The sequence below is a fragment of the Stieleria bergensis genome (assembly GCA_007745635.1).
Classification (GTDB): domain Bacteria; phylum Planctomycetota; class Planctomycetia; order Pirellulales; family Pirellulaceae; genus Stieleria; species Stieleria bergensis.
The window spans coordinates 5,013,873-5,039,616 of sequence record CP036272.1 but is presented as its reverse complement, the minus strand read 5'-3'; the positions used below and the strand labels follow the sequence as shown (position 1 = coordinate 5,039,616).

Annotated in this window: 21 protein-coding genes; 8 read left to right on the top strand and 13 right to left on the bottom strand. The window is 55.3% G+C overall.

What is annotated here, in order from left to right; all coding sequences use genetic code 11:
- Positions 1-424 precede the first annotated feature (424 nt).
- Positions 425-1,420, top strand: coding sequence for an MDR family oxidoreductase (locus tag SV7mr_RS17645; RefSeq protein WP_145275145.1), 996 nt, complete (start codon positions 425-427; stop codon positions 1,418-1,420).
- An 81-nt stretch (positions 1,421-1,501) separates the two neighbouring features.
- On the opposite strand, the gene SV7mr_RS17640 is transcribed toward SV7mr_RS17645, so the two are convergent.
- The 3 genes from SV7mr_RS17640 to SV7mr_RS17630 all read right to left on the bottom strand — a co-directional run bounded on the left by SV7mr_RS17640 (position 1,502) and on the right by SV7mr_RS17630 (position 6,776).
- Entirely contained in the window at positions 1,502-3,343 is a 1,842-nt protein-coding gene (locus tag SV7mr_RS17640; protein WP_145275142.1) for an arylsulfatase, read from the bottom strand.
- Between the two features lie 134 nt (positions 3,344-3,477).
- The gene (locus tag SV7mr_RS17635) at positions 3,478-5,241 is read right to left on the bottom strand and encodes an ATP-binding cassette domain-containing protein (protein WP_145275139.1); all 1,764 of its coding nucleotides are present in this window, start codon (positions 5,239-5,241) and stop codon (positions 3,478-3,480) included.
- 80 nt (positions 5,242-5,321) lie between these two features.
- Positions 5,322-6,776: a hypothetical protein gene (locus SV7mr_RS17630; protein ID WP_145275136.1), complete on the bottom strand. Its 1,455-nt coding sequence runs from the start codon at positions 6,774-6,776 to the stop codon at positions 5,322-5,324.
- 579 nt (positions 6,777-7,355) lie between these two features.
- Here SV7mr_RS17630 and SV7mr_RS17625 point away from each other — a divergent pair.
- The gene (locus SV7mr_RS17625; RefSeq protein ID WP_145275133.1) at positions 7,356-8,321 is read left to right on the top strand and encodes a leucine-rich repeat domain-containing protein; all 966 of its coding nucleotides are present in this window, start codon (positions 7,356-7,358) and stop codon (positions 8,319-8,321) included.
- Here SV7mr_RS17625 and SV7mr_RS17620 read toward each other — a convergent pair.
- The 5 genes from SV7mr_RS17620 to SV7mr_RS17600 form a co-directional block, all read right to left on the bottom strand.
- Positions 8,318-9,898 carry a hypothetical protein gene (locus SV7mr_RS17620; protein WP_145275130.1) on the bottom strand — a complete coding sequence of 527 codons (1,581 nt, stop codon included), beginning with the start codon at positions 9,896-9,898 and terminating at the stop codon, positions 8,318-8,320. The two genes, SV7mr_RS17625 and SV7mr_RS17620, sit on opposite strands and share 4 nt — an antisense overlap.
- Before the next feature lie 53 nt (positions 9,899-9,951).
- Complete coding sequence (locus SV7mr_RS17615) at positions 9,952-10,704, bottom strand: glycosyltransferase family 2 protein (RefSeq protein ID WP_145275127.1); 753 nt, start codon at positions 10,702-10,704, stop codon at positions 9,952-9,954.
- 16 nt (positions 10,705-10,720) lie between these two features.
- Positions 10,721-11,518 carry a Nif3-like dinuclear metal center hexameric protein gene (locus SV7mr_RS17610; RefSeq protein WP_145275124.1) on the bottom strand — a complete coding sequence of 266 codons (798 nt, stop codon included), beginning with the start codon at positions 11,516-11,518 and terminating at the stop codon, positions 10,721-10,723.
- 13 nt (positions 11,519-11,531) lie between these two features.
- On the bottom strand, positions 11,532-12,062 hold the full coding sequence (gene infC, locus SV7mr_RS17605; protein WP_145275121.1) for a translation initiation factor IF-3: 531 nt from the start codon (positions 12,060-12,062) through the stop codon (positions 11,532-11,534).
- A 312-nt stretch (positions 12,063-12,374) separates the two neighbouring features.
- Positions 12,375-12,602, bottom strand: coding sequence for an RNA-binding S4 domain-containing protein (locus tag SV7mr_RS17600; protein WP_419187542.1), 228 nt, complete (start codon positions 12,600-12,602; stop codon positions 12,375-12,377).
- Between the two features lie 1,015 nt (positions 12,603-13,617).
- On the opposite strand from SV7mr_RS17600, the gene SV7mr_RS17595 reads away from it, so the two are divergent.
- On the top strand, positions 13,618-15,495 hold the full coding sequence (locus SV7mr_RS17595) for a hypothetical protein (protein WP_419187541.1): 1,878 nt from the start codon (positions 13,618-13,620) through the stop codon (positions 15,493-15,495).
- 232 nt (positions 15,496-15,727) lie between these two features.
- Here SV7mr_RS17595 and SV7mr_RS17590 read toward each other — a convergent pair whose 3' ends face one another.
- Both SV7mr_RS17590 and SV7mr_RS17585 read right to left on the bottom strand, forming a co-directional pair.
- Positions 15,728-16,120, bottom strand: a complete 393-nt coding sequence (locus tag SV7mr_RS17590; protein WP_145275115.1) for a hypothetical protein — start codon at positions 16,118-16,120, stop codon at positions 15,728-15,730.
- A complete protein-coding gene (locus tag SV7mr_RS17585; protein ID WP_145275112.1) occupies positions 16,117-16,386 on the bottom strand; it encodes a hypothetical protein in 270 nt (89 codons plus the stop codon). Before SV7mr_RS17585 ends, SV7mr_RS17590 begins: the two co-directional genes overlap by 4 nt.
- A 350-nt stretch (positions 16,387-16,736) precedes the next feature.
- Here SV7mr_RS17585 and floA point away from each other — a divergent pair, with 350 nt between their 5' ends.
- The 3 genes from floA to SV7mr_RS17570 all read left to right on the top strand — a co-directional run bounded on the left by floA (position 16,737) and on the right by SV7mr_RS17570 (position 19,305).
- Positions 16,737-17,750 carry a flotillin-like protein FloA gene (floA, locus tag SV7mr_RS17580; protein WP_473163649.1) on the top strand — a complete coding sequence of 338 codons (1,014 nt, stop codon included), beginning with the start codon at positions 16,737-16,739 and terminating at the stop codon, positions 17,748-17,750.
- Positions 17,751-17,880: 130 nt separating this feature from the next.
- Complete coding sequence (locus SV7mr_RS17575) at positions 17,881-18,708, top strand: alpha/beta hydrolase family protein (RefSeq protein WP_145275109.1); 828 nt, start codon at positions 17,881-17,883, stop codon at positions 18,706-18,708.
- A gap of 288 nt (positions 18,709-18,996) precedes the next feature.
- Entirely contained in the window at positions 18,997-19,305 is a 309-nt protein-coding gene (locus tag SV7mr_RS17570; RefSeq protein ID WP_145275106.1) for a hypothetical protein, read from the top strand.
- 48 nt (positions 19,306-19,353) lie between these two features.
- Here SV7mr_RS17570 and SV7mr_RS17565 read toward each other — a convergent pair whose 3' ends face one another.
- Both SV7mr_RS17565 and SV7mr_RS17560 read right to left on the bottom strand, forming a co-directional pair.
- Entirely contained in the window at positions 19,354-20,733 is a 1,380-nt protein-coding gene (locus tag SV7mr_RS17565; protein ID WP_145275103.1) for an SLC13 family permease, read from the bottom strand.
- Between the two features lie 111 nt (positions 20,734-20,844).
- A complete protein-coding gene (locus SV7mr_RS17560; protein ID WP_145275100.1) occupies positions 20,845-22,437 on the bottom strand; it encodes a porin family protein in 1,593 nt (530 codons plus the stop codon).
- Positions 22,438-22,979: 542 nt separating this feature from the next.
- On the opposite strand from SV7mr_RS17560, the gene SV7mr_RS17555 reads away from it, so the two are divergent.
- Together SV7mr_RS17555 and SV7mr_RS17550 are read left to right on the top strand one after the other, a co-directional pair.
- The gene (locus SV7mr_RS17555) at positions 22,980-23,486 is read left to right on the top strand and encodes a CBS domain-containing protein (RefSeq protein ID WP_145275097.1); all 507 of its coding nucleotides are present in this window, start codon (positions 22,980-22,982) and stop codon (positions 23,484-23,486) included.
- A gap of 32 nt (positions 23,487-23,518) precedes the next feature.
- On the top strand, positions 23,519-24,007 hold the full coding sequence (locus tag SV7mr_RS17550; RefSeq protein WP_419187540.1) for a CBS domain-containing protein: 489 nt from the start codon (positions 23,519-23,521) through the stop codon (positions 24,005-24,007).
- 212 nt (positions 24,008-24,219) lie between these two features.
- On the opposite strand, the gene SV7mr_RS17545 is transcribed toward SV7mr_RS17550, so the two are convergent.
- Positions 24,220-25,695, bottom strand: a complete 1,476-nt coding sequence (locus SV7mr_RS17545; protein WP_145275091.1) for a DUF1501 domain-containing protein — start codon at positions 25,693-25,695, stop codon at positions 24,220-24,222.
- Positions 25,696-25,744: the final 49 nt, after the last annotated feature.

The following is a 25,744-nucleotide window of genomic DNA, read 5'->3' as shown; positions in this document are numbered from 1 at the left end:
CACACACAGGGCTTCCCTACACACACAGGCGGACGTTCGGCGGGATTTGCGAACGCCACAGGTCAATCACGAAGAGATTTCTTCAGAGTGCAGCAGCATAGATGACGCACACGCGCATTGCAAAATGTTTCGTGGCAGTGTTCTTGTTCGCATCGTTGCTAGGTTCCATCGTGCTGCCCCTGAGCTATCGAAGCGGTGCAATTTGCTGGGAACACTCCCGGGCGCGTTGGCAGGGTGGAAGATGCAGGCCGCGTGAATGGCATCGCTGCCCTTGATGAGGTCGCCGGATCGATCTGGCGGTTCTTTTTTGATACAGTCATTGAGAACAGCAACTGCTTGTACGGGAATTTCTCGCTGTATTTGTTTATCGCTTCAGTTGTGCTGTCTATAGAACCCATTCCGTCCCTTTAAAAGGCCAGTAACCATGAGCTTTCGTGCCCTTGTCGTGGAGACCAATCAGGCGGATGTGTCCGCACAGGTGCGGGAATTGACGGACGATCAGTTGCCTAGCGGAGAGGTGATGGTTGACGTTTTGTATTCGACTGTGAATTACAAAGACGCTCTTTGCTTGTTGCCCGGTGGCGGCGGTTTGGTGCGTTCCTATCCGCACGTGCCAGGCATTGATTTTGCCGGGGTGGTGCATTCGTCTACCGACGCACGCTATCAAGCCGGCGACCGCGTGGTGCTCACTGGTTGGCGAGTCGGCGAGAGTCATTGGGGAGGATTGTCGCAGCGAGCGAGGGTGAGTGCAGACTGGTTGGTCCCGTTGCCGGAGGCTCTCTCGGCCCAGCAGGCGATGGCTGTTGGCACGGCTGGAGTCGCAGCGATGTTGGCCATTGTGGCGCTTGAAAATCAAGGGCTGGAAAAAGCAGACGGCAGTGTGTTGGTGACGGGCGCTGCGGGAGGTGTTGGCTCCATTGCCACAGCCGTGCTTAGCCAGCTTGGATACCAAGTGGCTGCAGTCACCGGCAGACGTGAATTGACCGGCTATTTGCACGACTTGGGAGCAACCAGTGTGATTGATCGATCCGAACTGTCTGCGACAATCAAGAAGCCCCTGGAATCTGAACGCTGGTCTGGATGCGTGGACGCAGTGGGCGGGACGATGCTGGCGCGAGTTCTTGGGCAAATGAAATACGGAGCCTCCGTCGCAGCGGTTGGCTTGGCTGGCGGTGCTGACTTACCAACCAGCGTGATTCCGTTTCTGTTGCGAGGTGTCAATCTGTTGGGGATCGACAGCGTCATGCAGCCCTATGCAAAACGCTTGACCGTCTGGCAGCGTCTCGCGACGGATTTGCCATTGCAGCAACTCGATGCAATGACGCAAATCGTGTCGCTTGCAGAGGTGCCCAAGATCGCCAGTCAGGTTTTAAAAGGCAAAGTGCAAGGCCGCGTCGTCGTGGATGTGAACGCCAGTTAGCTCAGCGTGGCAAACGGCGCTGAAGCGAGTGACCGGTGATTCACGTTCGGTTGGCGGGCGTGATCATGCTCTGGAAGCGAGCTATTGAGCGTCGATCTTTTTGAGCATTAGCAATCGCAATTCAGCCACTTGTTTGCCGGGCACTTTGGTGGCTTTCAAGATCAATGGCTGACGACCGGGCGTGATTTTCAGTTCGCCTAGATCCATTGCTTGCCAACGTCGCACATCTCCTTCGGAGCGCGGCACACGATCATTGACCGCACCAATAAACGGTGACTCGACGGGTTTTCTAATCGTTGCCGTCGTTTTCGAATCTCCATAGCGTAGCTCAATCTTAGCGCCCACGTCTGGTTCCGGGCAAGCGTAGTACATTTGCACTTCATAGCGTCCACTGCCCAATGCTTCGACGTCCCAGCGAATCTCAGCTTCGGTGTCAGACCAGTTGAAGAGATACGAACAGTTGGGGAACCTATTGCTGCGCGTGATTGTGCCGGTGTAGGTGGCATCGCGAGCCGGCAGCTGTGTCCAAAGAGCATCAGGGTGTGCAATTGGAAACGGTCGCGGTTTGATGTTGTTACGCGGCAGGTTAACAATCGGTGACAGGGACGATTTCCACTGTTGCAGGGCGGCGTCAAGTTTCTTCGCCACTTCGGGATGCTGATCGGCAACGTCGGTCATTTCACCGCGTTCCGCTTCGATGTCGTACAGCGTGCCTGTGTGGTGATAACGATACCGCTGCGTTCTGGCGGTGAACTTGTTGTTCCAGTTGCTGAACAGAATCCGCTCGCGCGCTTCATCGCTGCGGTCGTTGTCGGACAACTGATTGGCAAAGGAGACTCCATCCACTGGGCGATCCTTAACTTGGGATGCTTTCCAGTCAATGCCGGCAAAGTCAGCCAAGGTTGGCAGCAGGTCAATTGCTGCGCTGATGGTGGCAACTTTGGTGCCGGGTTTAATCTTGTCGGGGTAGCGAATCACGCAAGGCGAGCGCAGGCCACCTTCGTTGGTCGATCCTTTACGGCCTCGCATGCCACCGTTGAAGCGAGCTCCGTTGGGACCGTTGTCGCTAAAGTAAACAACAATGGTTTCGCGATCCTTGCCGGTTGCCTCCAAGTGTTTCATCAATCGGCCAACGTTGTCGTCGATGTTCTCGCACATCGCCAGCGCTGCTCGAGCGTGCGGAGTTTTCTGTGCTTTGCGATTGGCTTTGGCTGCATCCGGCACGAGCTCTTTGTTTTTGAATCGATCCCAATACGCCTGCGGCACCTGCATGGGTGAGTGCGGAGTATTGAGCGGCAGATAGACGAAAAATGGTTTGTCGCCGCTGTTGCTGATGAACTCCATCGCATGATTGGTCAAATCATCGATGATGAACCCTTCGCCTTGGACGATCTTGCCATTGTGTTCCAGCATGGGATCGTAGTAGTTGCCCCAGTGCCCGCTGCAAAACCCATAGTAGTCTTGAAAGCCACGAGCATTGGGATGGTAGGGCCATTGCATGCCGCTGTGCCATTTGCCATAGCAGGCGGTTTGGTAACCAGCCTTTTGAAACACTTGCGCGATGGTTTGTTCGGCGGCATCAAAACGCTCCCCGCCGGCTGACGTGCTGTACACGCCAGATCGTCCGTGATAGCGACCGGTTAGAAATTCGGCTCGTGTCGGAGAGCAGACTGCACAGACATAAAAGTTGTCAACGTGTGCGCCTTGCTTGGCCAGAGAGTCGATGTTGGGCGTGGATAAATTGGGGTTCCCATGCAGGCTTAAATCCCCCCAGCCCTGGTCGTCGGAGAGAATCACGACAACGTTGGGCCGTGTGGATTCGTCTGCCGCCAGTCGTTGTGCGGGCAGGCAGAGCGGACTGCACACAGTCAGTGCCAAGAAACAAAGCATGAGCTGGAAACGAACAGAGAGCGCAATCGACATCAAACCGCCTAGAGCAAGTGTTGCGAGGGAAGGGCAGGGCTGGGCAAAGCAAACGGGGGATCAACATTCTAATCGATCCGGTGGCCAACGATAGTTCACCATTTTGGTTTAAACTGCCGTCCCCGGTGAGCGGTTTAAAACTCAACCAAGGCAACCACGAAGTGGACCACCAGCACATACAGGGTGGTCCATAGTACCGTTGAGGTGATCGATCGACTGACATCGCCAGCAGATCGCTTGGGCGTCAGGCCTCGATAGTAGCTGATCGTTGCGATCCCCAAGGCACAAAAGAGGTTCTTGGCTTGGACCCACTGCCAATCGCGATAGAACTCGATGATGCCGAACAGCGAAACGGTTTCACTGGCGCTGCCCGCGACAAGATTGCGATCAAAGTACTGTTGCCAGAAATAGGGCCCGTCGTTCGGAAACATGGAGACATAGACCACCATGCTGATGAACCGCGCTGAAGCAAAGGTCACCCATTCCAGCAAGGGTGTCCCAATCAGAAACGCACACACAATCGGCAGCAGCAAATAGGATTTTGGCAAGACACCCAGCGTACGCATCGCGTCGACTTGTCCTCCGTACTGTTTCACCGAGACGTCGGCCGCGACCGCAGAACCGCAGCGAGCCGCGATCAAAATCGTTGCCAGGATCGGCACCAAGACTCGGTACAACGCAAAACCGATCGATGCCAGCAGTTCATCAATCAACAGCGGCTGGGAATAGGACCGGAAGGGCAGGAACTTGAACGTGAAATACGTTGAAGTGAAGCCGATGATCAGTCCTGCAATAATTAAGTACACCCAAGCGGATGGTCCAGCAACCAAACGCAAGTAATGGGCGGTGAATCGAAATGCCCATTTGGGACGTGGCACAAGAGGAATTAGATCAACAGGCAAACGTGCCGCCGCCATTACGGCACGTCCACTGGACTCGAAAAAGTCGCTTAGCTTGCCAGCAGCTTGTTTGCCAAGGCTTTGTTCCGCAGTCGATGTTGCGCTTTCGGTCTTGTTGGCAACGGGTGTCATGCGGTTTGGGATCTCCTGCCACTGTTCGGGCCGCAAGGGGACCAGTTGTTTCGACTGCCAGTCGAGCAGCAGCACGTGATCAGCGATGGGCAGTAACGTCTGATAATCATGTGTGACCACAATGCAGGTCTTCTGGTCCTGTTGCTGAATCTGCTGAATCAGATTGGCAACCAAGGCGCCGCTGGATGAATCCAAGCCACTGGTCGGTTCGTCATACAAGATCACATCGGGCGATGCGGCCAAAGTTCTCGCCACGGCAACGCGTTGCTTCTGGCCGCCACTTAAGTGAGCGACAGGAGTTTTCCCAGGCACACCCAAGTGATCAATCCATTGGGTTGCAGGCCAATGGCCAAACGCTGTTTCGCTCGATGGGCTAGACGCTTCGTTGTCAGTCTGCGTCGGCGGCACTTGATCACGCTGGGGTTCCGTGAAGCGATGATCCAGTGCGAATTGCACGTTGGCCTGTGGAGACAATTCATCAAACAAGGCGAACTGTTGAAAGACGATGCCGATCTGCGGCTCTTGTTGATTGTCTGTCTTGGTGATCGTGCCTTCCCAACGTAATGAGCCGGATTGTCGGCCAACGAGCCCCGCCAGAATCCGCAGCAGCACCGATTTGCCCGCGCCGCTGCTACCAACGATCAAGGTGATCTTGCCTGCTGGTAGCGAGGCTTGGACATCTTGCAGCAAGCAATGGTCGCCAGCATGGACGGTCAGCGAATCAATGGACAGGCCGCTTGAGGCTTGTTGACTGTCTTGCAAAGCGTCCGGTTGACCTGGGGGGACTTTTTGCTTGCGGTCGTTTGAACCTGAGGTTTCATGAGTTGAATCGTCGGGCAATGGTTGTGCGTCATCGTTGGTAGACATAGGTGCGGCTCAGTGGGAATGCTGAGGAGTGTTTCCAATGAGATCGAAAGGGCAGGGCAGAGCGCAGGAATGCTCGGCGATCAGTCGGTTCGATCCTGGACGATGTAGATGACCGGGTAGACCATGGACTTCTTGGCACGCGTCACTTGAATGGGGGACTTTGTTTCCGGCTTCGTTAGGGCGTCAAGTTGCTGGTCCGGTATCGGGCTGGCGATCAACCAACGACGATCCTTACGCAGAATTTGAGATCTCAGCACACGAGCAAAGTTTGGTTCGATACCATGTTCGCGGCTGCCAAAAATCTGGTCTCCGATACTGCGAACGACCGGTTCGACGCGTTCACTGACTTGTCGAAGGCTGGCTTTGGCTTCTGGGCTTTCCCACACGTCACGCCAAGCTTGGTGAAGGCGTTTGTTTTCGATCAGTGATTCTTTGAGCAGTACGCTGACCAAGCGGCGGCTCTCTGGATCGGTGGCAACCCCTTCGATCAAGGTGCCAAATTCCTGGCGAACTTTGTCGTTGTCAGCGATCTCTTTGGCGGTGTTTTCAATTGCAACAACCATGATGTCCAGATTTCGTTCGATGACCGGGAGGGCTTCTTCGTCGACAAAGCGTTTCCATTCACTGCGAACCAAGTTCCGTTTGGGAAGCGGCGCGGTGTCATAAACCGCTCGCCAGCCGAATCGCCACAGGGAGGCGCGATCCCAGATTTCCCGACCAATCTTCTCAGCGGCTGGCTCAGCATGTTGTCGAACAATGGGCAGAATTTCCGACCGAGCCAGAGGAACGAACCGCTCTTTAAGCCATTCGTTTTTCCAACGATCCGAAAATACTCTCAGCTCTCCCGAGTGCCGTTCCATTGATTTCTTGAATTCGTCCTCGATGATCGGCATTGATTCTTCAACCGTCTGCTGAATCAAAGGGATCATGGCGTCGGAGACTTGTTGCCCGTGCTGGGACATGGCTGCAGTGATCTGCAGCGCGATCTGCTGGCGTTTTTTGGGTGGCAAGAGTGTTTCAACGACATCAGATAAAGCTTGGCTGGTTTGATGCTGAACCCAATCACAGTCCTGTGGCGATAGCTCTGGATCATACCACTGCACCAAGGCGATGTCTTCGTTGACCTGCACCACATAGCCAACTTGGCGATAGTGCATCTGGCCGCTGTCCCAGATAATGCTTTGCAGAACGGTGTCTGTATTGATCGACGTGCTGTTGCTTCGTTTGGTTGCTGCCGAATTGTTCGACCAATCGCCTGCCAGACCACGCTTGATAAAAACAGGGTCACCCACTTGTAGTGAGTTGGGAGCAATCTTGATGGTGACGGTCTCAGCGCGATTGAACACGAACTGCGAGATCGACTTCAGGGGTGTGCCTGAGGTGGTTTCGGCCGTCGTCGTGGTTTCGTCGTTTGGCTTGCTCGATGAGGCGTGATCGGCTTCTGGGGACGGAGGGGTTAGGAAGTTGCCCAACCAGAGCAGCATGGCCGTCCAGAAAATCAGTCCGAGGGCGAAGTTGATTCGTCGTGGATTCATGAATCGTTGACCTGACTAAAAAACAAGTTGCGAAGAGCCGCCAAAGCACAAAGCGGGAATCCGTTGATGCCGATTTTCTCTTTCACCAAGGCTGGCAACCGCTTGGCATCGGGCGAGGCTTTCTGCGGAAAGCGACTGTTTTTTTGGCCTCCGCCAAGCGAATCAAAATCTGCATTCAGTCCGTGCGTCTGCAAACGCAGGAGGTAAGTGGTTCTGTGCCGCTGTCTGGTTTCCAAAAAAAGTTTGTGGGGCACTGTCCAGCGGGCCCAGTGATCTGGCATATCGGACCAAATATGGCGTTCGCAGACTACATCAATCTGGCTCAAGATAGCTAGTCCACCCAGGGATCTCAGCCAGCGACGTGGTGTTCAGCCGGAGTTGGCGACGGGCACGTCGCGAATCGGCCACTGGCTTGTCACCCAATTTTCGGCCTTCCTGTGCCGGTGAATCAGCTCGGGCGTGCGTTTTTTCTTAGTTGACGTACAATAGGCCTGATCAGCGGTTGGCGGAAATCTGCGAGGCGCTGTCTAAATTCCACACCGATTGACCTCCACGTTTTGCCTTCCGCGTCTGAATCTGATGATGACAAACTCTCGATTTCAATGCCTGCCTTGTGTCGGTTTCTCTCCTTTCGCATCCTGCACGTTTGCTCGCCTGATTGCGATGTGCGTGCTGGCGATGTTTTTACTGACGATTGAAAGTGCGAACGCAGACGATGGCAAGGGCAACGACAAGCCAGCCGCCGAGAAAAACGCCGCCGAGAAGAAGGCCGCCCCAGCAAAGCCGGTCTCTATCTTTCCTGACAAAGCACTGGAGGCAGCGGTTCGTCGGGAGGTGTTTGCGAAGCGACACAATGATCAGCCGATCACGGTCGCTGATGTTGCCAAGGTTTCGCAAGTGATCGCGGTTGGCAAGGAGGTCAAAGACTTGAGCGGTTTGGAGCATTGTCACGCGCTGATGCTGCTAGACGTTTCCGATAACCAAGTTGCGGACCTAACGCCGATCGCCAAGTTGCAACGGTTGCAGTCGGTGTCTTTGGCAAAGAATCAAGTCCAGTCGCTCGAACCCATCAAGCAGCTCAAGGCTCTGCAGTTGCTGGACGTCACTGGCAACAAGATCGCCGATCTGTCACCGGTTCAAGAGATGAGCAACTTGCGCACGTTGCTCGCTGCCGGCAACCAGATCAAGGATCTGCAGCCCATTGCCGGGCTCACAAAGCTTTGGACGTTAGATGCCTCGGCCAATCAAATCGAGTCGATCGAGCCAATCAAAGCCTTGGGCTGGTTAACGCTCTTGCAACTGTCCAGTAACAAGATCACCAAGATCGATGCTCTGGCAGATCTGAAAGCACTGCGAACACTGATGATCGATCGCAATCAGATCGCTGATTTTTCACCCTTGGTCAAGTCTTGTCAGGCGGATCAAGAGGAGGCCCGCTTCGCTCCTTATCTAAAAGTCAAACTGACCGGCAACAAGGCTGATGCAAAAGCAACGCAAGCAGCCACGGCAGCCTTGAAGGCATGTGGCGTTCGTTTGCTTCCCTAGTGGAGCAGCATCGTGTCGAAGGCGTTTTGGATTTGTTCCTGAGGATACAGGCAAAACGAATAGTCGCGGCTGTTCCAGCGTTCTGCGAGGCGACGTTCAGCCTGTAGTGCCAGCGAGCGATCGTGCAGTTCAGTGGCTAACTGGCTGAGCTGTTTGGACATTGCTAAGTTGACCGCTTGCATCTGTGCGTGCCATTGCTTGCGTTGATGACGTGGCGGGATACGCTCCAGCAGTGCGTGTTTCTGCTGAACAAGGTCCGCCGAGACTGCGTGTTCGCCATCGAACTGTTCCCCGTGAAAACGGCAATCACGCAGCGTTCTGTGTACCTCGTGAAGTTGCTGATTGATTTGAAGTGGGCAATGGCGTTGGTGGCCGGGAAGCAGCACGGAAGCCGAGAGCACCATGAACTGTGTCGGTGGGCACTGCCAAAATGCTTGGCTGATCAAGTCACCAAGTTGGTCGTACTTGCCGCCGCCGATGCCATGCAGGAACAAGTCGCTGAGCAGCATTCTGACGTACATCGTCGTGATCAGGGCTCGCGAACGCAGTTTGTATTGGCTGCTGTCTAGGCTTTGCAAGCACTCTGACAAGTGCTCGCGGTTGCAGGTGACTTCAAAGCCCTGCCGATCGCTTAGTGTCAGCTCGGTTCCCCGTTGACGCACCCAGACGGCACGGCGCTGGGGCGATGCGTCACCGTAGATCCAAAGTGGAGCTTCAAGCCATGGGGCGTCGTGGCTAAGATTGGGGACGGGGTGGGCGGAGCTGCGAATTCCATGTGCCCCCCGGTACAGGTCTGCTGAATCGTTGTAGCACTGGACGAAACGCGGCAGGTCTGCCAGGATCAGCGAAAGGAAGCTTGCGAACTGGGGCGTTTGGCAGATCTGGCTCTGGGGAACCTCTAGCGTTTGCCAGCCCATGTCGCCTTCCAAGGCATGGCGGGCTCCAGCGATTGCCAATGCTGTGTTGTTTGTTTCAAGCCTGCGTTCAACGGCCTGTGGCCAAAGTTTGCCGATCAGCGGATCGTCAATGAAGCCTCTCAGTCGATGGGCAACGGCCTGGCCAAATCGATCAAAGGATTCCTGGTCACTAACGCCGGATTGTTCATAGGGAAGCCCTGCACCGGCGTGGTCATAAGGGATTTTCTCCAGTTCAAGTTGGTTCCCAGGTGTGCGAACGGGTACCGAAATCGACGTGGGGCCAGAGACATCGCCATCGACGACCAGGTTAATGGCCAGAGCGTTTTGCTGAGCGGAAATCTGGCTGAGAGAGTAGTTCTTGAACCAGACGCCAGGATGGAAAAGCGTCGGCTGGTGCCCGGACATGATGATCGGTAGCGACTGCAATTCGGCATCGTCGGCCAGGGTGGCTGAATCGCGGTACTGGCCCGTGTATTGCAACGCTTGCTGAATCAATCGCCGTCGCGCCGAGTCACGGAGCATTGCCAATTCAGCCGGCAGAGACTGTTGAACCAATCGATTGGCAGCGAGCAGCTTGGGCACGCTCCAGAGCGACGGCCAAAGAAGAGACTGGCCGTCCTGTCGTGGAGCACGAAACTGCGGGAAGACTTCGTGTTGCACGGCTACGTTTTGGGTCTTGATCTACGGTGTGAACTCACCAACGCACGTGGATGCTAGGACCACTGGCAGTGATCATCTGATCGGTCGACACAGTCCGAGGCGGCCGCAAGGCGATCGAGTTCCGTTTGAATGACTTCGTTGTAATGATTCAAGCGGGTTTCGGCGTGATTGAGCGAACCACCAAAGTTGCGTTCCAAATCAAGGTAGATCAGCGGCACCGCCATTTCGACAATTTCCAATTCAGCATTGGCGGCTTGGACCCACAGTTGCAACGGCATAGCGTAGCCGAATTCTGTGATGTCCAGGCGTTCCAAGGCGCTGCGGCGATAGGCTTTGAAACCGCAAAACGAATCCGTTAACTGAAGACCAAACTTGCGATTGATGTCCATTGTGATGCGGCGATTGATGAACAAACGCTCTTCCGGTGGTGCATCGTCTCCGTCAAAGTGATGCAGGTAGCGGCTGCCAGAAACAATGTCTGCGGTGCGAGCCATATCGATGAACGCCGGAATCCGCTTGGGTTGATGCTGGCCGTCGGCGTCCAAGGTGACCACGCCGGCAAATCCATTGGCTAGCGTGTAGTCAAAGGCTGATTTGAGTGCGGCGCCGTACCCACGATTGGTCGGATGTCGGATGATTGCGATGTCACGTCGTTGGGCCAGCTTTTCACTGGTTCCATCGGTCGAGCCATCGTCGACGACCAGGATATTGGAGGCGAACTGCGACACCTGATCTAAGATTCGATCAACGTACTGGACTTCGTTAAAAATTGGCAGTGCTGCCAACCAGCGTTCGTCTTGAGGCATAGCGTTGGGATGAATGTTAGAGATTCAGTCTGACGATGGGATCGGTTTCAACTTCGCTGGCCCAGCAATCCAAGTCTGGGTGTTGCTCGTGAAGCTTGTCTGCCAGTCGAACCATTGCGAACCGTTCACTATGGTAATGGCCCAGCAACCCGAGGGTCATGCCGAGGCTTCTGGCTAACAGGCAGTCGTGAAACGTCGCCTCGCCAGTGATTAGCAATTGGCAGCCGCGCCTGTTGGCTTGAGCGACAAAGCTGCCGCCGCTACCACAGGCAAAGCCTACTCTGTTGATCAATGGCTCAATGGGGCCAATGACCGCCGGTGAAGGTGAACCGACAAACTGGGCGCACTGTTTGATCAGTTGACGCGGAGTCTGCGGTTCACCGGTCACACCCATGCGACCGGCTCCCAGCGGATTGTTGTCATCAGGCTCCGTGATCGGCCTCACGTCGGTGAGCCCCAGGAACTCTGTCCACTGCTGATTGATTCCAGTGGAGGCTGAATCGTACGCTGTGTGAGCGCTGTAGACGGCCACGCCGCTGCCACTGAGTTTCCACAGCGTCGCGCCGGTCAGATCATCGCTGGTGAGTTTCTTTAGCGGGCGAAAGGGCAGCGGATGATGGGCAACGACTAGATTGGCCTGCTTGGCAATTGCCTCGTGGGCAACATCGGGCGTCAGCGTCAGGCACGTCATCACGCGCTGGACTTGGCCGCTGCGATCTCCCGCGAGCAGACCGACATTGTCCCATGACTCGGCTAAACGCAGCGGTGCAAGCTGAGCCAGAGTCTGACAAATGTTGTCCAAAGAAGCAGCCATCGGTGACGTCAGATCACCTAGGCGAGATCATGCAGATCATTCGCTTGCCATGCTGTTGAGGAGAGGTTTCAACCTTGCCAACCTCGTCCAGCATCTCGATGACCTGCTGCATCACTTTGCGGCCTTCTTCGATGTGAGCCATTTCGCGGCCTCGAAAGAGAACGCTGACTTGGACTTTGTCTTTATTCAACAAGAACTTTTCAGCGCGGCGGATCTTGGTGCGAATGTCTTCGTCACCGGTTTTAGGCCGCAGCCTGATTTCTTTGGTCTTGGTATGGCTTTGGCCTCGATTCGACTTCTTGTTCTTGTCGTATTTGTATTTGCCGTAATCCATGATTCGGCATACCGGGGGGCGCTCGTTGGGAGCGACCTCGACAAGATCGAGTCCGACGTCACGTGCCCGTTCCAGAGCTTGCTCTGTAGGGATGACGCCTAACTGTTCTCCGGTCTCGCTGACGACGCGGATCGGGGTGATGCGAATATTGCCATTGATGCGAACGGTGTCGCGATTCTCGGTTTGTTGATTGCGTCGTGCCAATGCCACTTAAAACATTCTTCTCCTGCCGGTTGGCGTTCCGGACAATTCGGTTTGATTTCGTCACGATTCAGAGCCAACAAGGCACTGAATGATGTGAAGATCACTAGCGGCCGCCAGTTGAAACCAGTCTCAACCAAACCGCCAGCGAATAAGGTTGCGTTACGCGTAGTGTAGCTTCAGCAGGATGCGGTCACGCAAATTCTTGCTTAATCATGCTAGCGGAGCGCGGATCACGCACAACGCTAGCATACTTTGGAGGCAGTATCCGGCCCAAGCTGGGTAAGCGTCAACAGTGAAAACCGGTGAAACAGCGAGTTTTTAATAACAATCGAAGAAAGAACTCTCTAATTCGAACTCCTGTCCAAGACATTCGATCAGGTCGCCCACAAAAAGCTGCTTGCGCCGTCGCGTCTCCGTCTGGCCGTTGACGCTCACTTGGCCATCCTGAATGAAGACTTTTGCCTGCCCCCCGGACTCTACCCAGCCAAGCCGCTTGAGCAAATCATCGAGGCGGATCATCAGCTTTTCAGCTGCCGGTTGATCCACCTGCGACTCGTTTGGCTCGCCAGATGGATGGTTCGGCCTTGAGGCGGCGGGTTTCGCCGGTTGAGCTTGGTGCTCGCGATGGAGGGGATTCTCCGGCTCTATTGGGCTTGCCGACACAGGTGCGCTCGTCTGTCGATGAAGAATGGATCAGTAACAACCGCTACATGCTAGCCAGCCACCGGACAAAGCAACAGTCGTGCCGTCGGGATGCCATCGCCGGACGGCATCCAGCTGTCCTGGCTTGCCGGGAGGCGGAAACATCAGAGAGTCAGCGGCCGGCAACGCGATCGCTGTTCGGCACTGTGTTGGCAGCGTCTGCCACGGCAGCAGTGTTTGCCAGGCGATCTGGAATTCGGCGGCTCCAGAAACCCTCGTCTACAAACGGTCAGGCAAAGGCAACAAGCCCTCATGCTGGCCGGTGATGAAGCATCGTTTAGAGCGCAAGCTCGAAGACTAGAAGTTTGTTGTCGGGCTGTCCAATCAGGAGTTCAGAACAATCGATGAACGAGGGCAATCGGCCCCGCCTGATCGGCACAACAGGCGTGTTGCCATGTCGTCATTCCCGTTGAAATCTAGCCGTCAAGAGTGCAGAAAGACGGTGTCTACTAACATGTTTCAGTGACAGGATGAACTGTCTGATTCTTTTTTGACTGTTAGTAGCAAGGCGCTAGAGTTCGTCACTTAATCAATCGTGAGCTAGGAGAGCAATCGCACGCCGGGAGGGCAACGGGGGGGACTTTCACCCGATCGCAAACACGTTCCACTATGACCCAAGGAGATTGTGTAAATGACATGTCGTTTGCCACGGTGGTTCTTCGCCTGCTTAGCTGCAATGCTTGTCGTTGCAACGGTGCATGCTGATGGACCCGGTTGTGCCAGTTGCGGAAAATCCGTAGCCACAACCACGACTGCCTCAGGTGCTCAAGCATCTGGTGCATGCTGTGGCCAACAGTGCGGAGACTCTTCCTGCTGTTCGGCCCCAGCTTGCTGCGAAACAGTTCGCTATGAAACTGTGATGGAAGCTTGTGAGATTCCAGTCACAACCTACAAGCAAGAAACCCGCACCCGCACGAAAACGGTTTGCAAAAAGGTTCCTCGCTGCGAAACTCGCGAACGCACCTTCACGGTCTGTGTTCCCGAACAACGCACACGCAAAGAAACGTATAACGTGAAAGTCAAAGTTCCTTATACCGAGGAACAAACTTACACCGTGCGTGTCCCTGTTTGTACACAGGTTGAACAGTGCTACAAAGTTCCGGTGAAGTACACCGAACAAGTTGCCAAGCAGTACACCGTTTGCGTTCCTAAAAAGGAAATGCGCACGGAGACCTATCAGGTGAAAGTTCCCTACCAGGAAACGAAAAGCTACACCGTGATGGTTCCCTACACGGAACAGGTGGAACAGAAATACAAAGTCTGTGTGCCTGTCCTGCGCAAACGTACCGAAACCTACACGGTTCAAGTGCCGTACACGGAACAGGTTCAGAAACAGTACACCGTGATGGTTCCTGAACGACGCATGCGGACAGAAAACTACAAAGTAAGCGTTCCCTACAAAGAAGCGAAATCACAAACCTACACGGTGCGTGTTCCTTATGTAGAAACGCAGGCTTACACTGTTCGTGTTCCTTACACGGAGCAACAGCAGGTTCAGTACACCGTTTGCGTTCCCTACAGCGAGTGCGTTGAACAGAAGTACACCGTTCGTGTGCCCGTCCGGGAAACCAAAACAGGAACTCGCCTCGTTGCCAAGTGCGTTCCAGTGACCAAGACCCGCACCGTGACGCAAGACATGGGAAGCTGGCAAGAGCAGACATCGGTCTCGGCGCCAGCGGATGCCGAAGGCGATGATGGCAACGCAGGCGAAGGCTGTAGTGGCTGTGACTCAGGTTGCAGCGGTTGCCAGTCGGACTGCAATCCCTGTGCCAAGCCTTGCAAAGTCTGGGTGCCAAATCTGGTCACCAAGGAAGTTCCATGCACAACGTATGAAACGAAAATGGTCGAGCAGCCTTACACCTACACATGCGCCTCGTTCGCGTGTGAAGAACGCACTCGTATGGTTCCTGTTCGCAAGTTCCGCAACGAAACCCGCACGCGTACGATCAAGGTTTGCAAGTTTCGGGCCGAAGAGCGGACGCGATGCGTGACCAAGTATCGTTGCGAGCAACGCTGCCGCGAAGTCATGGTCACCAAGTGCCGCTTGGAAGATCGCACTCGCGAAGTTCCTTACTGCGTGATGGTTCCAGTGCAACGCACTCGTACCATCTGTGTCAGGAAGTGTCGTGCTGAAGAGCGTACTCGTGAAGTCTGCTTCACCGAGAACACCGTGGAAGAACGCACTCGAATGGTTTGTGTTCGCAAGGTTCGTCCCGTCGAAAAAACTTGCCAAGTCACCAAGTGCCGTCTGGAAACTCGAACCCGTGAAGTGCCTGTTTGCAAGCTGGTTCGGGAAACTCGAACACGCATGGTGCCTGTTTGCAAGACTCGTCTGGAAACTCGCACCCGTATGGTGAACAAGGTTTCTTTCAAGTGCGAACAACGCACTCGATGCATCCAAAAATGCCGCATCGAATGTCAGCCTCGTGAACGCGAAGTCTGCTACACCGTCATGGTGCCGCAGAAACGGACCGAGAAGTACAACGTCACGTTGTACGATACTGTGACAGAGGAAGTTCCTGAAACCTACACCGTTTGCGTTCCGCACACGGAAATGCGAACCGTGCAACGTCGCGTTTGTCGACCCGTCTATACATCGACGGGGTGCGGATGCAGCGGAGACGGATGCGGTGATCCTTCCGATGTGACAGCGGACGCTGACAGTCACGACGACGCTGACAGTCACGCACCGCCAGCTCCAGTTGCGAGCGAAGACGAAGCCACTGACGAAATTTAGTGGTGATTTGATTCCACTTCCAAGCGTCATCCAACAGCGCTTGGTGCACGGGTGGACGCAGGGGCCCGGCCATTACGGTCGGGCCTTTTTTTGTTTGCCCAGCGACGCTGGCAAACACAGGCTCCTCCCCCGAAGGGTTTGCTTGCCCAAAAAAATACAGGCAACCCATCACCGCTTAGGAGCCGTGCCCACATCAGAAGTCGGTTCAGGACTTATTGGCTGGACGAGGTTGCTAAATACCTCGTTCACGAAGCTGGTTTTGCAGTTCTTTTTCGATCACCGTCAGTTGCTCCAGGGACAAGCTGTCAAGCGACTCGGGTTCGCCGCCAAGGATCTTTCGTAGAATCGAAATCCGTCCACGTGCTTCAGCGCGTGCTTCGCCAAGTGCTTCGCCCTCAAGGCGTGCCTGATCGACGGCGTATTGCATTCTCGCCCTCTCATCGCGCTGGGCTTTGAGACGCTGTTCGTATTGGCTTCGATGTTGCTGGGGGCGTTGGGTCATGTCAAGTACCTGAGCGGCCTCGGTGAACGCGGGGCAGTTGAACCGTTGCTGGATTTCGTCGGTGGTCATTGCGTCGGCTTGACGGAAAAAGTACGCCCACGCCTCGACCGGATCAGCGATCACTTTATGATCGCTTGATGGGGGTGTTTTGGCAGCTCAAGAAGGTGGATTTGCAGGCCATTGGTCAGATTCAGGTTGCCCTCGCGACTGCGACGCCGAACGTCACGGTGAATGGGCCGCAGTTCGCTTTGCATTGATGCGATCGATGACGAACCTGACCCGCGGCTGTCTTGCGGTGCAACGTCAATGGTCAGCGTTGGGAAGAAGATTGAAGCACAGCGAGCACGAAGTTTTCCTTCGATCCGCTTGCTCTGTGATCTGGAACGCATCGGTGGGGAGTCTCCTTCATGTGGCGGTTTGCGTTTGGTGGGAGATGGGATTGGGCGGCTGTGGTTCTGATTGCCAGGCTTCTCAGGGGGCGTTTTTGTGACTTCTGGAGGCGGTTTGCGGCGTTGGCGTGTTGGTGCAAAACGGTGCGGTTGTCGCAGGTTTGCTGTCAGGAGCGAGAAACGACGGGAACTTCAATGTTTTTATCGCCCGAACTTGGTGGATTTCACGCCCACACGGAGACGTCAAAATCTATAGAATAGTGCTGTCGTTCGTTTACACACTTATACACGTATCGATTTCCGGCCCCATGTTTGCAGTTTCTAGATCACTTTCGACAGAATTCGACCTCATGAATTCGTTGCTTGGCAGCGATTCCCCTGTGGCAATCACCTCGGCCCTTCAACTGCCGCTGGGGGATGCACTGGGGATGACTTTGTTGATCGTTGCAGGGATTATCGCGGCTGTCATGGGTGTCGTCGGATTGTTCTTTCTGGGCATCTACGGCAAGCTCTGGTTGCAGGCGTTCATGTCCAAGGCAGACGTCAGTGCAGTCAGCTTGATTCGGATGCACTTCACGAAAGTCAATCCGCGTGTGATTGTACAGGCCAAGGTCATGTCGGCGCAAACGGGCCTCGACATCAGCCGCAAGCTTGGCATCAGCACACGCCGTCTGGAAGCTCACTACTTAGCTGGTGGTAACGTGTTGAACGTGATCAACGCAATCATCGCGGCGCGGAAAGCGGAGATCCCGTTGGACTTTGACCAAGCGGCTGCCATTGACTTGGCTGGCCGTGACGTGTTGGATGCCGTGCGAACGAGCGTTTACCCCAAAGTCATCGAATGTCCCGATCCAACTCGCAGTGGCAAAACCACCTTGAGCGCGATTACCAAGAACGGGATTGAGCTTCGAGTGCGTGCTCGCGTGACGGTGCGAACGAACTTGGAACAACTGATCGGTGGTGCGACTGAAGACACTGTGATCGCTCGGGTTGGTGAAGCGATCATTAGTTCGATCGGTTCAGCTGACACTCACTTTACCGTTCTGGAAAACCCCGACATGATCACGCGGGTGGTTCTGGAACGCGGCTTGGATGCTCAAACTGCGTTTGCAATTGTTTCGATTGATATCGCGGATATCGACGTCGGTGAAAACATTGGTGCTCGATTGCAAAGTGATCAGGCGGAAGCAGACACTCGTGTGGCTCAGGCGAATGCCGAACGTCGTCGTGCGGAAGCTGTGGCAGATGAGCAACAGATGCGAGCCAAGGTTGTCGACAACCGCTCCGCTCTGGTTTTGGCCGAAGCCGAAGTTCCGATGGCTATGGCAGAAGCCTTCCGAGCTGGTCGCATTTCAGCAGACTGACGTGGCTGAAAAGCTGCCAGCGGTCGTTGTGCAGGAGAATTAATTTCCCTGATCCTCTGCTCTTTCTGATATTGCCTCGATACAATGCCAGCTCGTAAATGAGCTGGCATTTCTTGTTTGAGGCCCTGGATTGAACACTAAATCGTATCGCGTCAAGTTCTCCAGTTCGGGGGCTGACTTGCAGCTTGCCGGGATCATTGATCGGCCCACTGATCCGCTTGCTCAGCCGCCACCGGTTGTGGTTTTTTCGCATTGTTTTACGTGCAGCAAGGATCTGAAGGCCACGGTCCGCATCAGTCGTGCGCTGGCCAAGTCCGGGATCTGCGTGCTGCGTTACGACATGCGTGGCTTGGGTGGCAGTGAAGGGACGTTTAGTGAATCGAATTTCACCACCAATCTGCAAGACCTTGCCGCGGCGATCGAGTTTGCCACCGACGAGCTTGGCGCCGTCACAGGCCTGGTCGGTCACAGTTTTGGTGGCGTGGCGTCATTGGTGACCGCGGCCAAGCAGCCCGCAGCGTTGGCGGGGCTTGCTGCCGTCGCCACGATCGCAGCTCCCAGTGATACAGCGCATTTGGCAGACTTGCTCGTCAGCATGAATCCTGCCATTGAGCAAGACGGGCGCGGCGAGGTCACGATCGGCGGGTTTCAGTGGACGATCACTCAGCAAATGATTGATGATTTTCGCAGTCATCGTGCCGCGGACCAGATTAGCGCGGTACCCTGCCCCGTCTTGTTGCTGCACTCACCGGATGATCGCACCGTTGCCTTCGATCATGCATTGCGGCTGATGAGTCTGTTGCAGCATCGTCCGAGTGATGCGCGACAAACGCCAAGCACCGAGCACCAAGTCAGTCTGGTTTCGCTGCCGGGGGCGGACCACTTGTTGGTGGAAAACGCAGCGGACCTCGTTTGGGTCAGTCATCTCTTGAGCGGCTTGTTCAACCGCTATCGCTAGGCTGCTCTCCCCAGAGAGTGACCGGACAGTTTGTTGCGCGGCTTGGAAGACTAGCAGGACCTGGACCCTGGCAGGACCTTGACAGAGCGATGCGTCGGGATCTTGGCCAAAGGATTTTGTAGAGCGAAGTCGCTGGTGCATTGAGGCTATCGGAAGCAAACCTGTCACGGATGCAAATCCGCTGCGCCGTCATCTGAATCTCGTGATACAATGCACACGACTTTCAGATGTCTGAACATTCACTGTGGATCGAATCTTCACTTGCTTCTTGGATGCAGGAGCCTTCCGATGGACGTCAAGCGTCAAACCTGCCAATCGTGCTTTTCGATCGACGTTCGGAACATCATTGTTCGTGAAGGCGATCGGCAGACGATCTTTGTTCGCTGTGCGAAATGCAAAGAATTGGTCGCTCGCTATGATTTAAAAGACTACTATCACCACGGCAAAGGCATTGAGTCCTATCTGCGCTCGCATCGCGTGACTCAAGGTGAAAGCGGTCGTGAGTGGCTGGAGGCGTTCAACCGCAGTCAAAACGAAGCTGAGACCGGGTATGCCGCTGCGTTGAAGGTTTTGGATGAGGCCCAGAAGGACGTTTAGTCTTGGTCCAGCGGCATCGGGCAATCTGGACTGCCCTGCTCTATCCCGCTACCACAGTCCAACAAAGTCCCACCACCAGTAACCAACCGTCAGCGCCAGTAGAATGCCAATCACGGTCAGCGCGAGGCCGGGCTTGATCATGTCGCTCATTGCGATTTTGCCCGATGAAAAGGCCATGGCGTTCGGCGGTGTGGAAACCGGCAATGGCATGGCCAGCGAGCAAGCAAACGCGGTCCCAATCATGACCGGCGCTGATGAGGGTTCGACATGAAATCCCATCACGATGGGGATCAAGAGGTTTGCCGTCGCCGTGTTACTCATGAGCGAGGCCATGCTGACCGCAGTGATCCCAAAGATGACGGTTAAGGCGTAAGGCCCCATTCCGGAAACGGGCAGCTGCTGGACTAACCAGGCTGCCAAGCCACTGCCATTGATCACCGTTCCCAGGCACAGGCCACCGCCCATCATCAGTAAGATGTCCCACGGCATCTCGCGTAAATCTTTGGTTTCCAGAATGCGGCAACTGAAAAAGATCAGCAGCGGCACCATTGCGACCGTGCCTGACGAATAGCCATGAAAGCTGCTGGTCATCCAGCCCACGGCGGTCAACAGCACCGTTCCGATCAGCAACCAATACCGCACGTCGCGTTTGATTTCGACCTCACGTTTTAACGCTGGTAACCGGCAATCGGGATCACGAAAGAACCACAGCAGCATGAACCAAGCGATCACCAATAAACTGATCACGGCGGGGACTCCCACCAGCATCCACTCAAAGAACGTAGGCGCAAGGTCGAGGTCCGTCATGTATTGCAGGGCGATCGCGTTGGGCGGGCTGCCCACCGGCGTCCCCAATCCACCGATGTTCGCGGCAAAGGGAACAGCCAGCACCAGGCCTTTGGCGCCGGGGCCGGAGTCGCTCATTCGGGCCGTGATCGGCAAGACCATTGCCAGCATCATTGCAGCGGTGGCAGTGTTGCTAAGCCACATCGATAAGAAGGCGGTGACCACCATCACGGCCAGCATCAGCAGCGGCAGGCTGCCACCGACGCGGCTGATGATCGCCGACGCAATCCACTCGTCCAATCGGCGTTTGTTCATGGCTGCGGAGAGCGCAAAGCCGCCCAAAAACAACACAATCACGTCGGAAAAGAAGGCCACCAGAAAACTGTCTTTGCTGACATCCAGCCCGTCAGATTGCGTCTGTGGATACAGCCACACTAGGGCCAGAAACAGAACCGACAAACCCGTGACGAACAGGGGGACGGCTTCGGTGATCCAAGCGACGGCAGCGATGATCAAAATGCCCAGCGCGATGTACGACGATTGCGTCATGTCACGCTCGGCAAGCGTCTCGAAACCGACGCCCGACAGAAAACAAAGCAACGTCAGCATCACCAGGCCGCCACCGATGACCTGCTTGTTCATATCACTGACCTCAAGACTTCAAAACGAGACACTTGGGAAGTGTTTAGCTTATCCAGCTCGGCGCTGTTGTCACCGGTGTCGCGAGTTTTTCACGAAGGATTGCTCCTTAGGTCAATGAATCGTCCATAGCTGTAGGCGAAAGAGCGGCCCATGGCCCGCCACAACGTAACCCGTTCGCGATTGCTGTGCCGGCGAATCTTGGACCCATGTGACATCTGCCGTGGCACGCACGTTGCGGACTTCAAAAGGATACCAGTTGCCACCGAGAGAATACTCATCGCCCGATCCCTGAGCGCCGGTGACAAACGAGGTGCGACCAAAGAGTTCCAGTTGCTTGGGCACGACAAAGCACCCCAGTTGCAAGAATCCGCCATGATCGAATTGCGACGTGAGCCGCGTGCCCGTCTGGCTGGTGATTTTTCGTATCCAGCGCAAGTTGTATTCAACGCCTAGGCTGAAGCCGCGATACTTGAGACCCAGGTGAGCAGCGTACAGCCACCACTGAAACGCGTTGACGGTTTCTCCCATCCCCAACGCGCCAGGGGTCGTCAGCCGTGTTCCGTCACTCAAGCGGACAACCGTTGATTCGGGGCCCGGGCTCAAATCATTGATGGCGTCCACCGAGGTTTTGGTCAATGCGTGACCGATGCGAATGACCGGGGCATCATGGAAGTCGATGTCCGAGAATCCCGCCCCAAATTCTCCCCACGGTTCCCACCAGGTCATCAGCGAATAGAGAAAGTCTTTGTCCAGTTCGCCGGCACGTAACGTCAGCGTGTTCAGACCGTTGCCTAAAAAGGCGGTGTAGTGAACGTCGCGGGTCAGTTTGCCGTCAACCCACATGCCAGTGGTGATCGACGGACGAAAGAAAGTTGTCGCCATCGTCCGGTCGGCGCCAAGGGTATACCGAGATGTCTGCTGCCATTCCCAGTTGCCAGGCACCTTTCCCATGCCGATCTTGAAACGCGTCGCATCCCCAAGCGGTAATGATGCCCAGGCTAGCAAGGGCATGATGGAATCACCCGAGACCGTTCCGTAGTCAATGTTGACGTAATACTGAAGTTCCGGATGGAAGGCATAGCCAAAGAACACCAGTCGGCCGCGATTGATGTCAAAGGTGCTGCGGTCAAGCACGGGAATCGGATCGCCCGCCGAGTTGAATGCTTCGTCACCGTTATGCCAGAATCCGGTGTAGCGAAACTGGTTATGCAGCTGAAATCCAAGTTCAAAGGGATGCTGCTTGGGCTGATACGGCCTGATCTTCCAGCCTTGGTCGTACAACACATAATGAGTGAGATCGGGTAACGCTGTGGAGCCAAATTGATCGCAGTCCCGCGCGGGGACGATCTGCGGTCGGGGGACCCGTCCACGCAGTAACTCCAGTTCAGCTTCCAGGCTGTTGACGCGCTGTTCCAGCGATGGCTCCAGGAAGGAATCGGAGTCACCATGATCGACAGCCGCGTCTGCGAAGTCTTCCAGCGGCGGGTTCAGCAAGGCGACCGGAGGGGCGGCATTCGCGGGGCGGGCGATCAGAACAAGCGTCAGTAAACCGACACCAAGCACGGCTCTCAGGCCACCCGTCCTGGACTGCGGACGGTACCAAACGCGATGGGTCCGGTCGTCTGAATGCCCCGTCGTCAGCGAGGAGGAATCAGCTGGGAGCCCCGTCCGTTCTGGCTGGAGGCGCACCTCATTCCTATTCATCACGAAGTCCGTTGATGGTTTGTCAAGCCGGTTTGCATGCTGGCTGGGTAGCAAGTCTGGCGGCGTCACGGCAACGTCAGTTTGTTGAGTGGGCAGTCATCAACCGGTGCGTGCAGGATACGGTCAACAGTGCGATGACGCACACATCGCTCGTTGCGACGCCGCGCGAACTCTGGGAGTGAGCGTCCCACCTGCTTAACAACTATGCACAGCTTGCACGCAGAAGAATCAGAGGCGTGCTGGCGAGGCGTCGTGGAAAAGCTTTTGGTAAAACCTTTTCGATCCTTAATGTGACTCACGCCGCCTCAAATGTGGAAGGAAGCCTTGATAATGGTGCTTTGCTCTGCACAGCGTTGGAATCGGTGCTGCCCGATTTGTGGCTAATGTCCGTCCAGAGGCTCGGATTGGCCCGCAATCTGCTTCCCTCATCCTGCCAGCAGCGGGTTCCGCGTGAGGTGAATGGTCTCGATTCACCATTTCGCCGGACCGAACGATTTGGCGGATCGTGCTGGGTAACGATTAACATCCAATAGGCAAAGCCGATGGTAGACTTCTCTCACGCCCTCTCTGAAGATCGCTTGGAACAGCTTGACTTGCGCAATGCGATCGCCGTTGATTCACACACGCTGGCGCGTGCTGCGATCGCGATGATGCGACAGAATGAACTTGGCTGTGCAGTGATCGTCGATGATCACCAACGTCCCCACGGCATCTTTACCGAACGTAGCGTGATTAGCATGCTGTTGCGTGGGAGTTGTTTGGACCAAACCTCGGTTAGCCAGTTTACCGATCCGCTTTTCATTTGTATGGACAAGCGACAGACCGTGAAGTCGGCTTGGAAGACGATCTTGGATACCAAGGCAAGATTTATCTGCGTCACCAATGACGATGGCAGTTTGTTTGGAGTCACCGGCCAGCGCGGTTTGGCAACCTACCTTGCCAAGCACTGCGCTGAAAACCCGCCCACTGAAGTTTCGCGACAAGTCAATCAGGCCTCACCGCAGCAACTGGACGCCGGTTCGTATCATTTTCCTCAGCATGGAGCGTAGTGATGGCAAGTCCTGAAACAGGTTCGACCAGCATGACAAACCCACCCGGTCAATTACGAATTGATGATCCGTCATTGCAACGCATGCCAGGCCAAGCGCAGTCGACGCTCAATCAATTAATCGGCGAAACGAAGACTGGCCTGATGGGCATTCGTCCGTTCCTGCATATCTCGCCAGAGACGACCATTTGTCGCACGATTGAATTGATGTACGATGCGGATGCCTCGGGCGTTTTGATCGTTCAGGCCAATCAGGTCTTGGGCATCGTGACCGAGCGTGACATCTTGCAGCGTGCAACGGAGCAATACGAGCGAATCAGTCAGCAACCGGTTGCGGACATCATGACGCCCTGTCCGACCAGTTTGAAGTTTTCAGACAGTGTGCAAACGGCGATCAAGCAGATCGCTCAGTTTCGACACATTCCGGTGGTCGATCAACGCAACCAGCCGCTGGGCATCTTGACTCCCTATCGAGCCTTCGAATTCGTGGACGCTCTGCTAACAGAAGTTGCTGAAAGCTAGGCCCCAGCACGCACCAGTGACACCAGAAAGGCCCAAGGTAGGAAGCGTGCTTGCGCGCACCAGTGTTACCAAAAAGCCCGCAACTTCCGCCCAATGTGTGCTGCGAGTTAAATGGTGCGTGCAAGCTCGGCACCCGACGAAGAACCCAAGCAAAACGCTGCATCAGCCAGGATGCAGCGTTGTTCAGAACAGTGCTCTTTGGCCGCGATCCTTTAGCTCAGCAAGTCTTTGACGACGTGACCATGGACGTCGGTCAGGCGATAGTCACGTCCTTGGAAGCGGTGCGTTAGTTTTTCGTGGTCGAAGCCAAGTTGGTGCAGGATGGTGGCCTGAAGGTCATGCACGTGCACCGGGTTTTCGGCGACACGGAATCCGAGTTCATCGGAGTTGCCGTATTCGTAACCGCCCTTCACTCCTCCGCCGGCCATCCACATCGTAAAGGTGTCGGGGTAGTGATCGCGACCTAGGATCTTGCCTTTGGCTGTCCGGCCTTCTCGGAACGGTGTGCGGCCAAACTCTCCACCCCAGACAATCAGGGTTTCGTCCAACAGCCCACGCTGTTTTAGGTCTCGGATCAGAGCTGCGATGGGTTTGTCCATCGTGGCACATTTATTGGTCAGTCCATCGGTCAAACCCGTGCCAGCGCCGGTGCCATGAAAGTCCCAGCCCCAGTCAAATAGCTGCACGAAGCGGACGCCTGATTCGACCAGTCGGCGAGCGAGCAGGCAATTGTTTGCCAGCGACGAACCGCCGGGCATGGCACCGTAATCCTCCAGGGTCTCTTTCGATTCCTGAGAGATGTCCATGACTTCGGGGACAGCCGTTTGCATGCGGAATGCCAGTTCAAATTGACTGATGCGAGTCAGCGTTTCTGGGTGCCCCATCTCTTGAGCTTGCAAGTGATTGAGTTCGCCAAGTGCATCTAGGGTTTTGCGGCGGAGTGATCGATCCATGCCGGCGGGGTCGGACGAATAGAGCACCGGGTCGCCTTTGCTTCGGCACTGAACTCCTTGGTAAACCGAGGGCAAGAAACCACTGCCAAACGAGTTTTTGCCGCCATTGGGCTGGACGCCACTGGAGATCAAAACGACGAATCCGGGCAGGTTTTCGTTCTCACTCCCCAGGCCATACGTCACCCAGGAACCCATCGAGGGACGACCGCTGCGTGGTGAACCGGTGTAGACCAAGAGTTCTGCGGGGGCGTGGTTGAACTGATCGGTGTGCATCGAATGCACGAGGCACATTTCATCGGCAACCTCGTGGAAGTGAGGCACCGCATCGCTCATCCACATGCCATTTTCGCCAACCTGTTTCCATTTTCGCGGCGATCCCATCAGTTTGGGAGTGCCACTGGTGAAGGCAAACTTTCGTCCGGCCAAAAACTCATCGGGGCATTCTTGGTCACTGCGTTTAATCAGTTCCGGTTTGTAATCGAACATGTCCAAGTTCGGTGGTGAACCTGTCATGTGCAGATAGATGACACGCTTTGCCTTGGCAGGGAAATGTGGTTGTCGCGATGCCAGTGGATTGTCCACTTGTCGCAGCGCTGTCCGGGCGCCCTCTTCGGCATTGGCACCAGTCCTCGGGCCAATCAGTGAAGCCAGCGCGGCAGCACCGATCCCAGCACCTGCGTTGCCTAGAAAGTGTCGTCGTGTTTGATGTTGCAGCAATGAAGTTCGGAAGTCCATCGAACAGTTCCTGTCGATCAAGTAAATGGGGATCTGGTATCAATCGTCA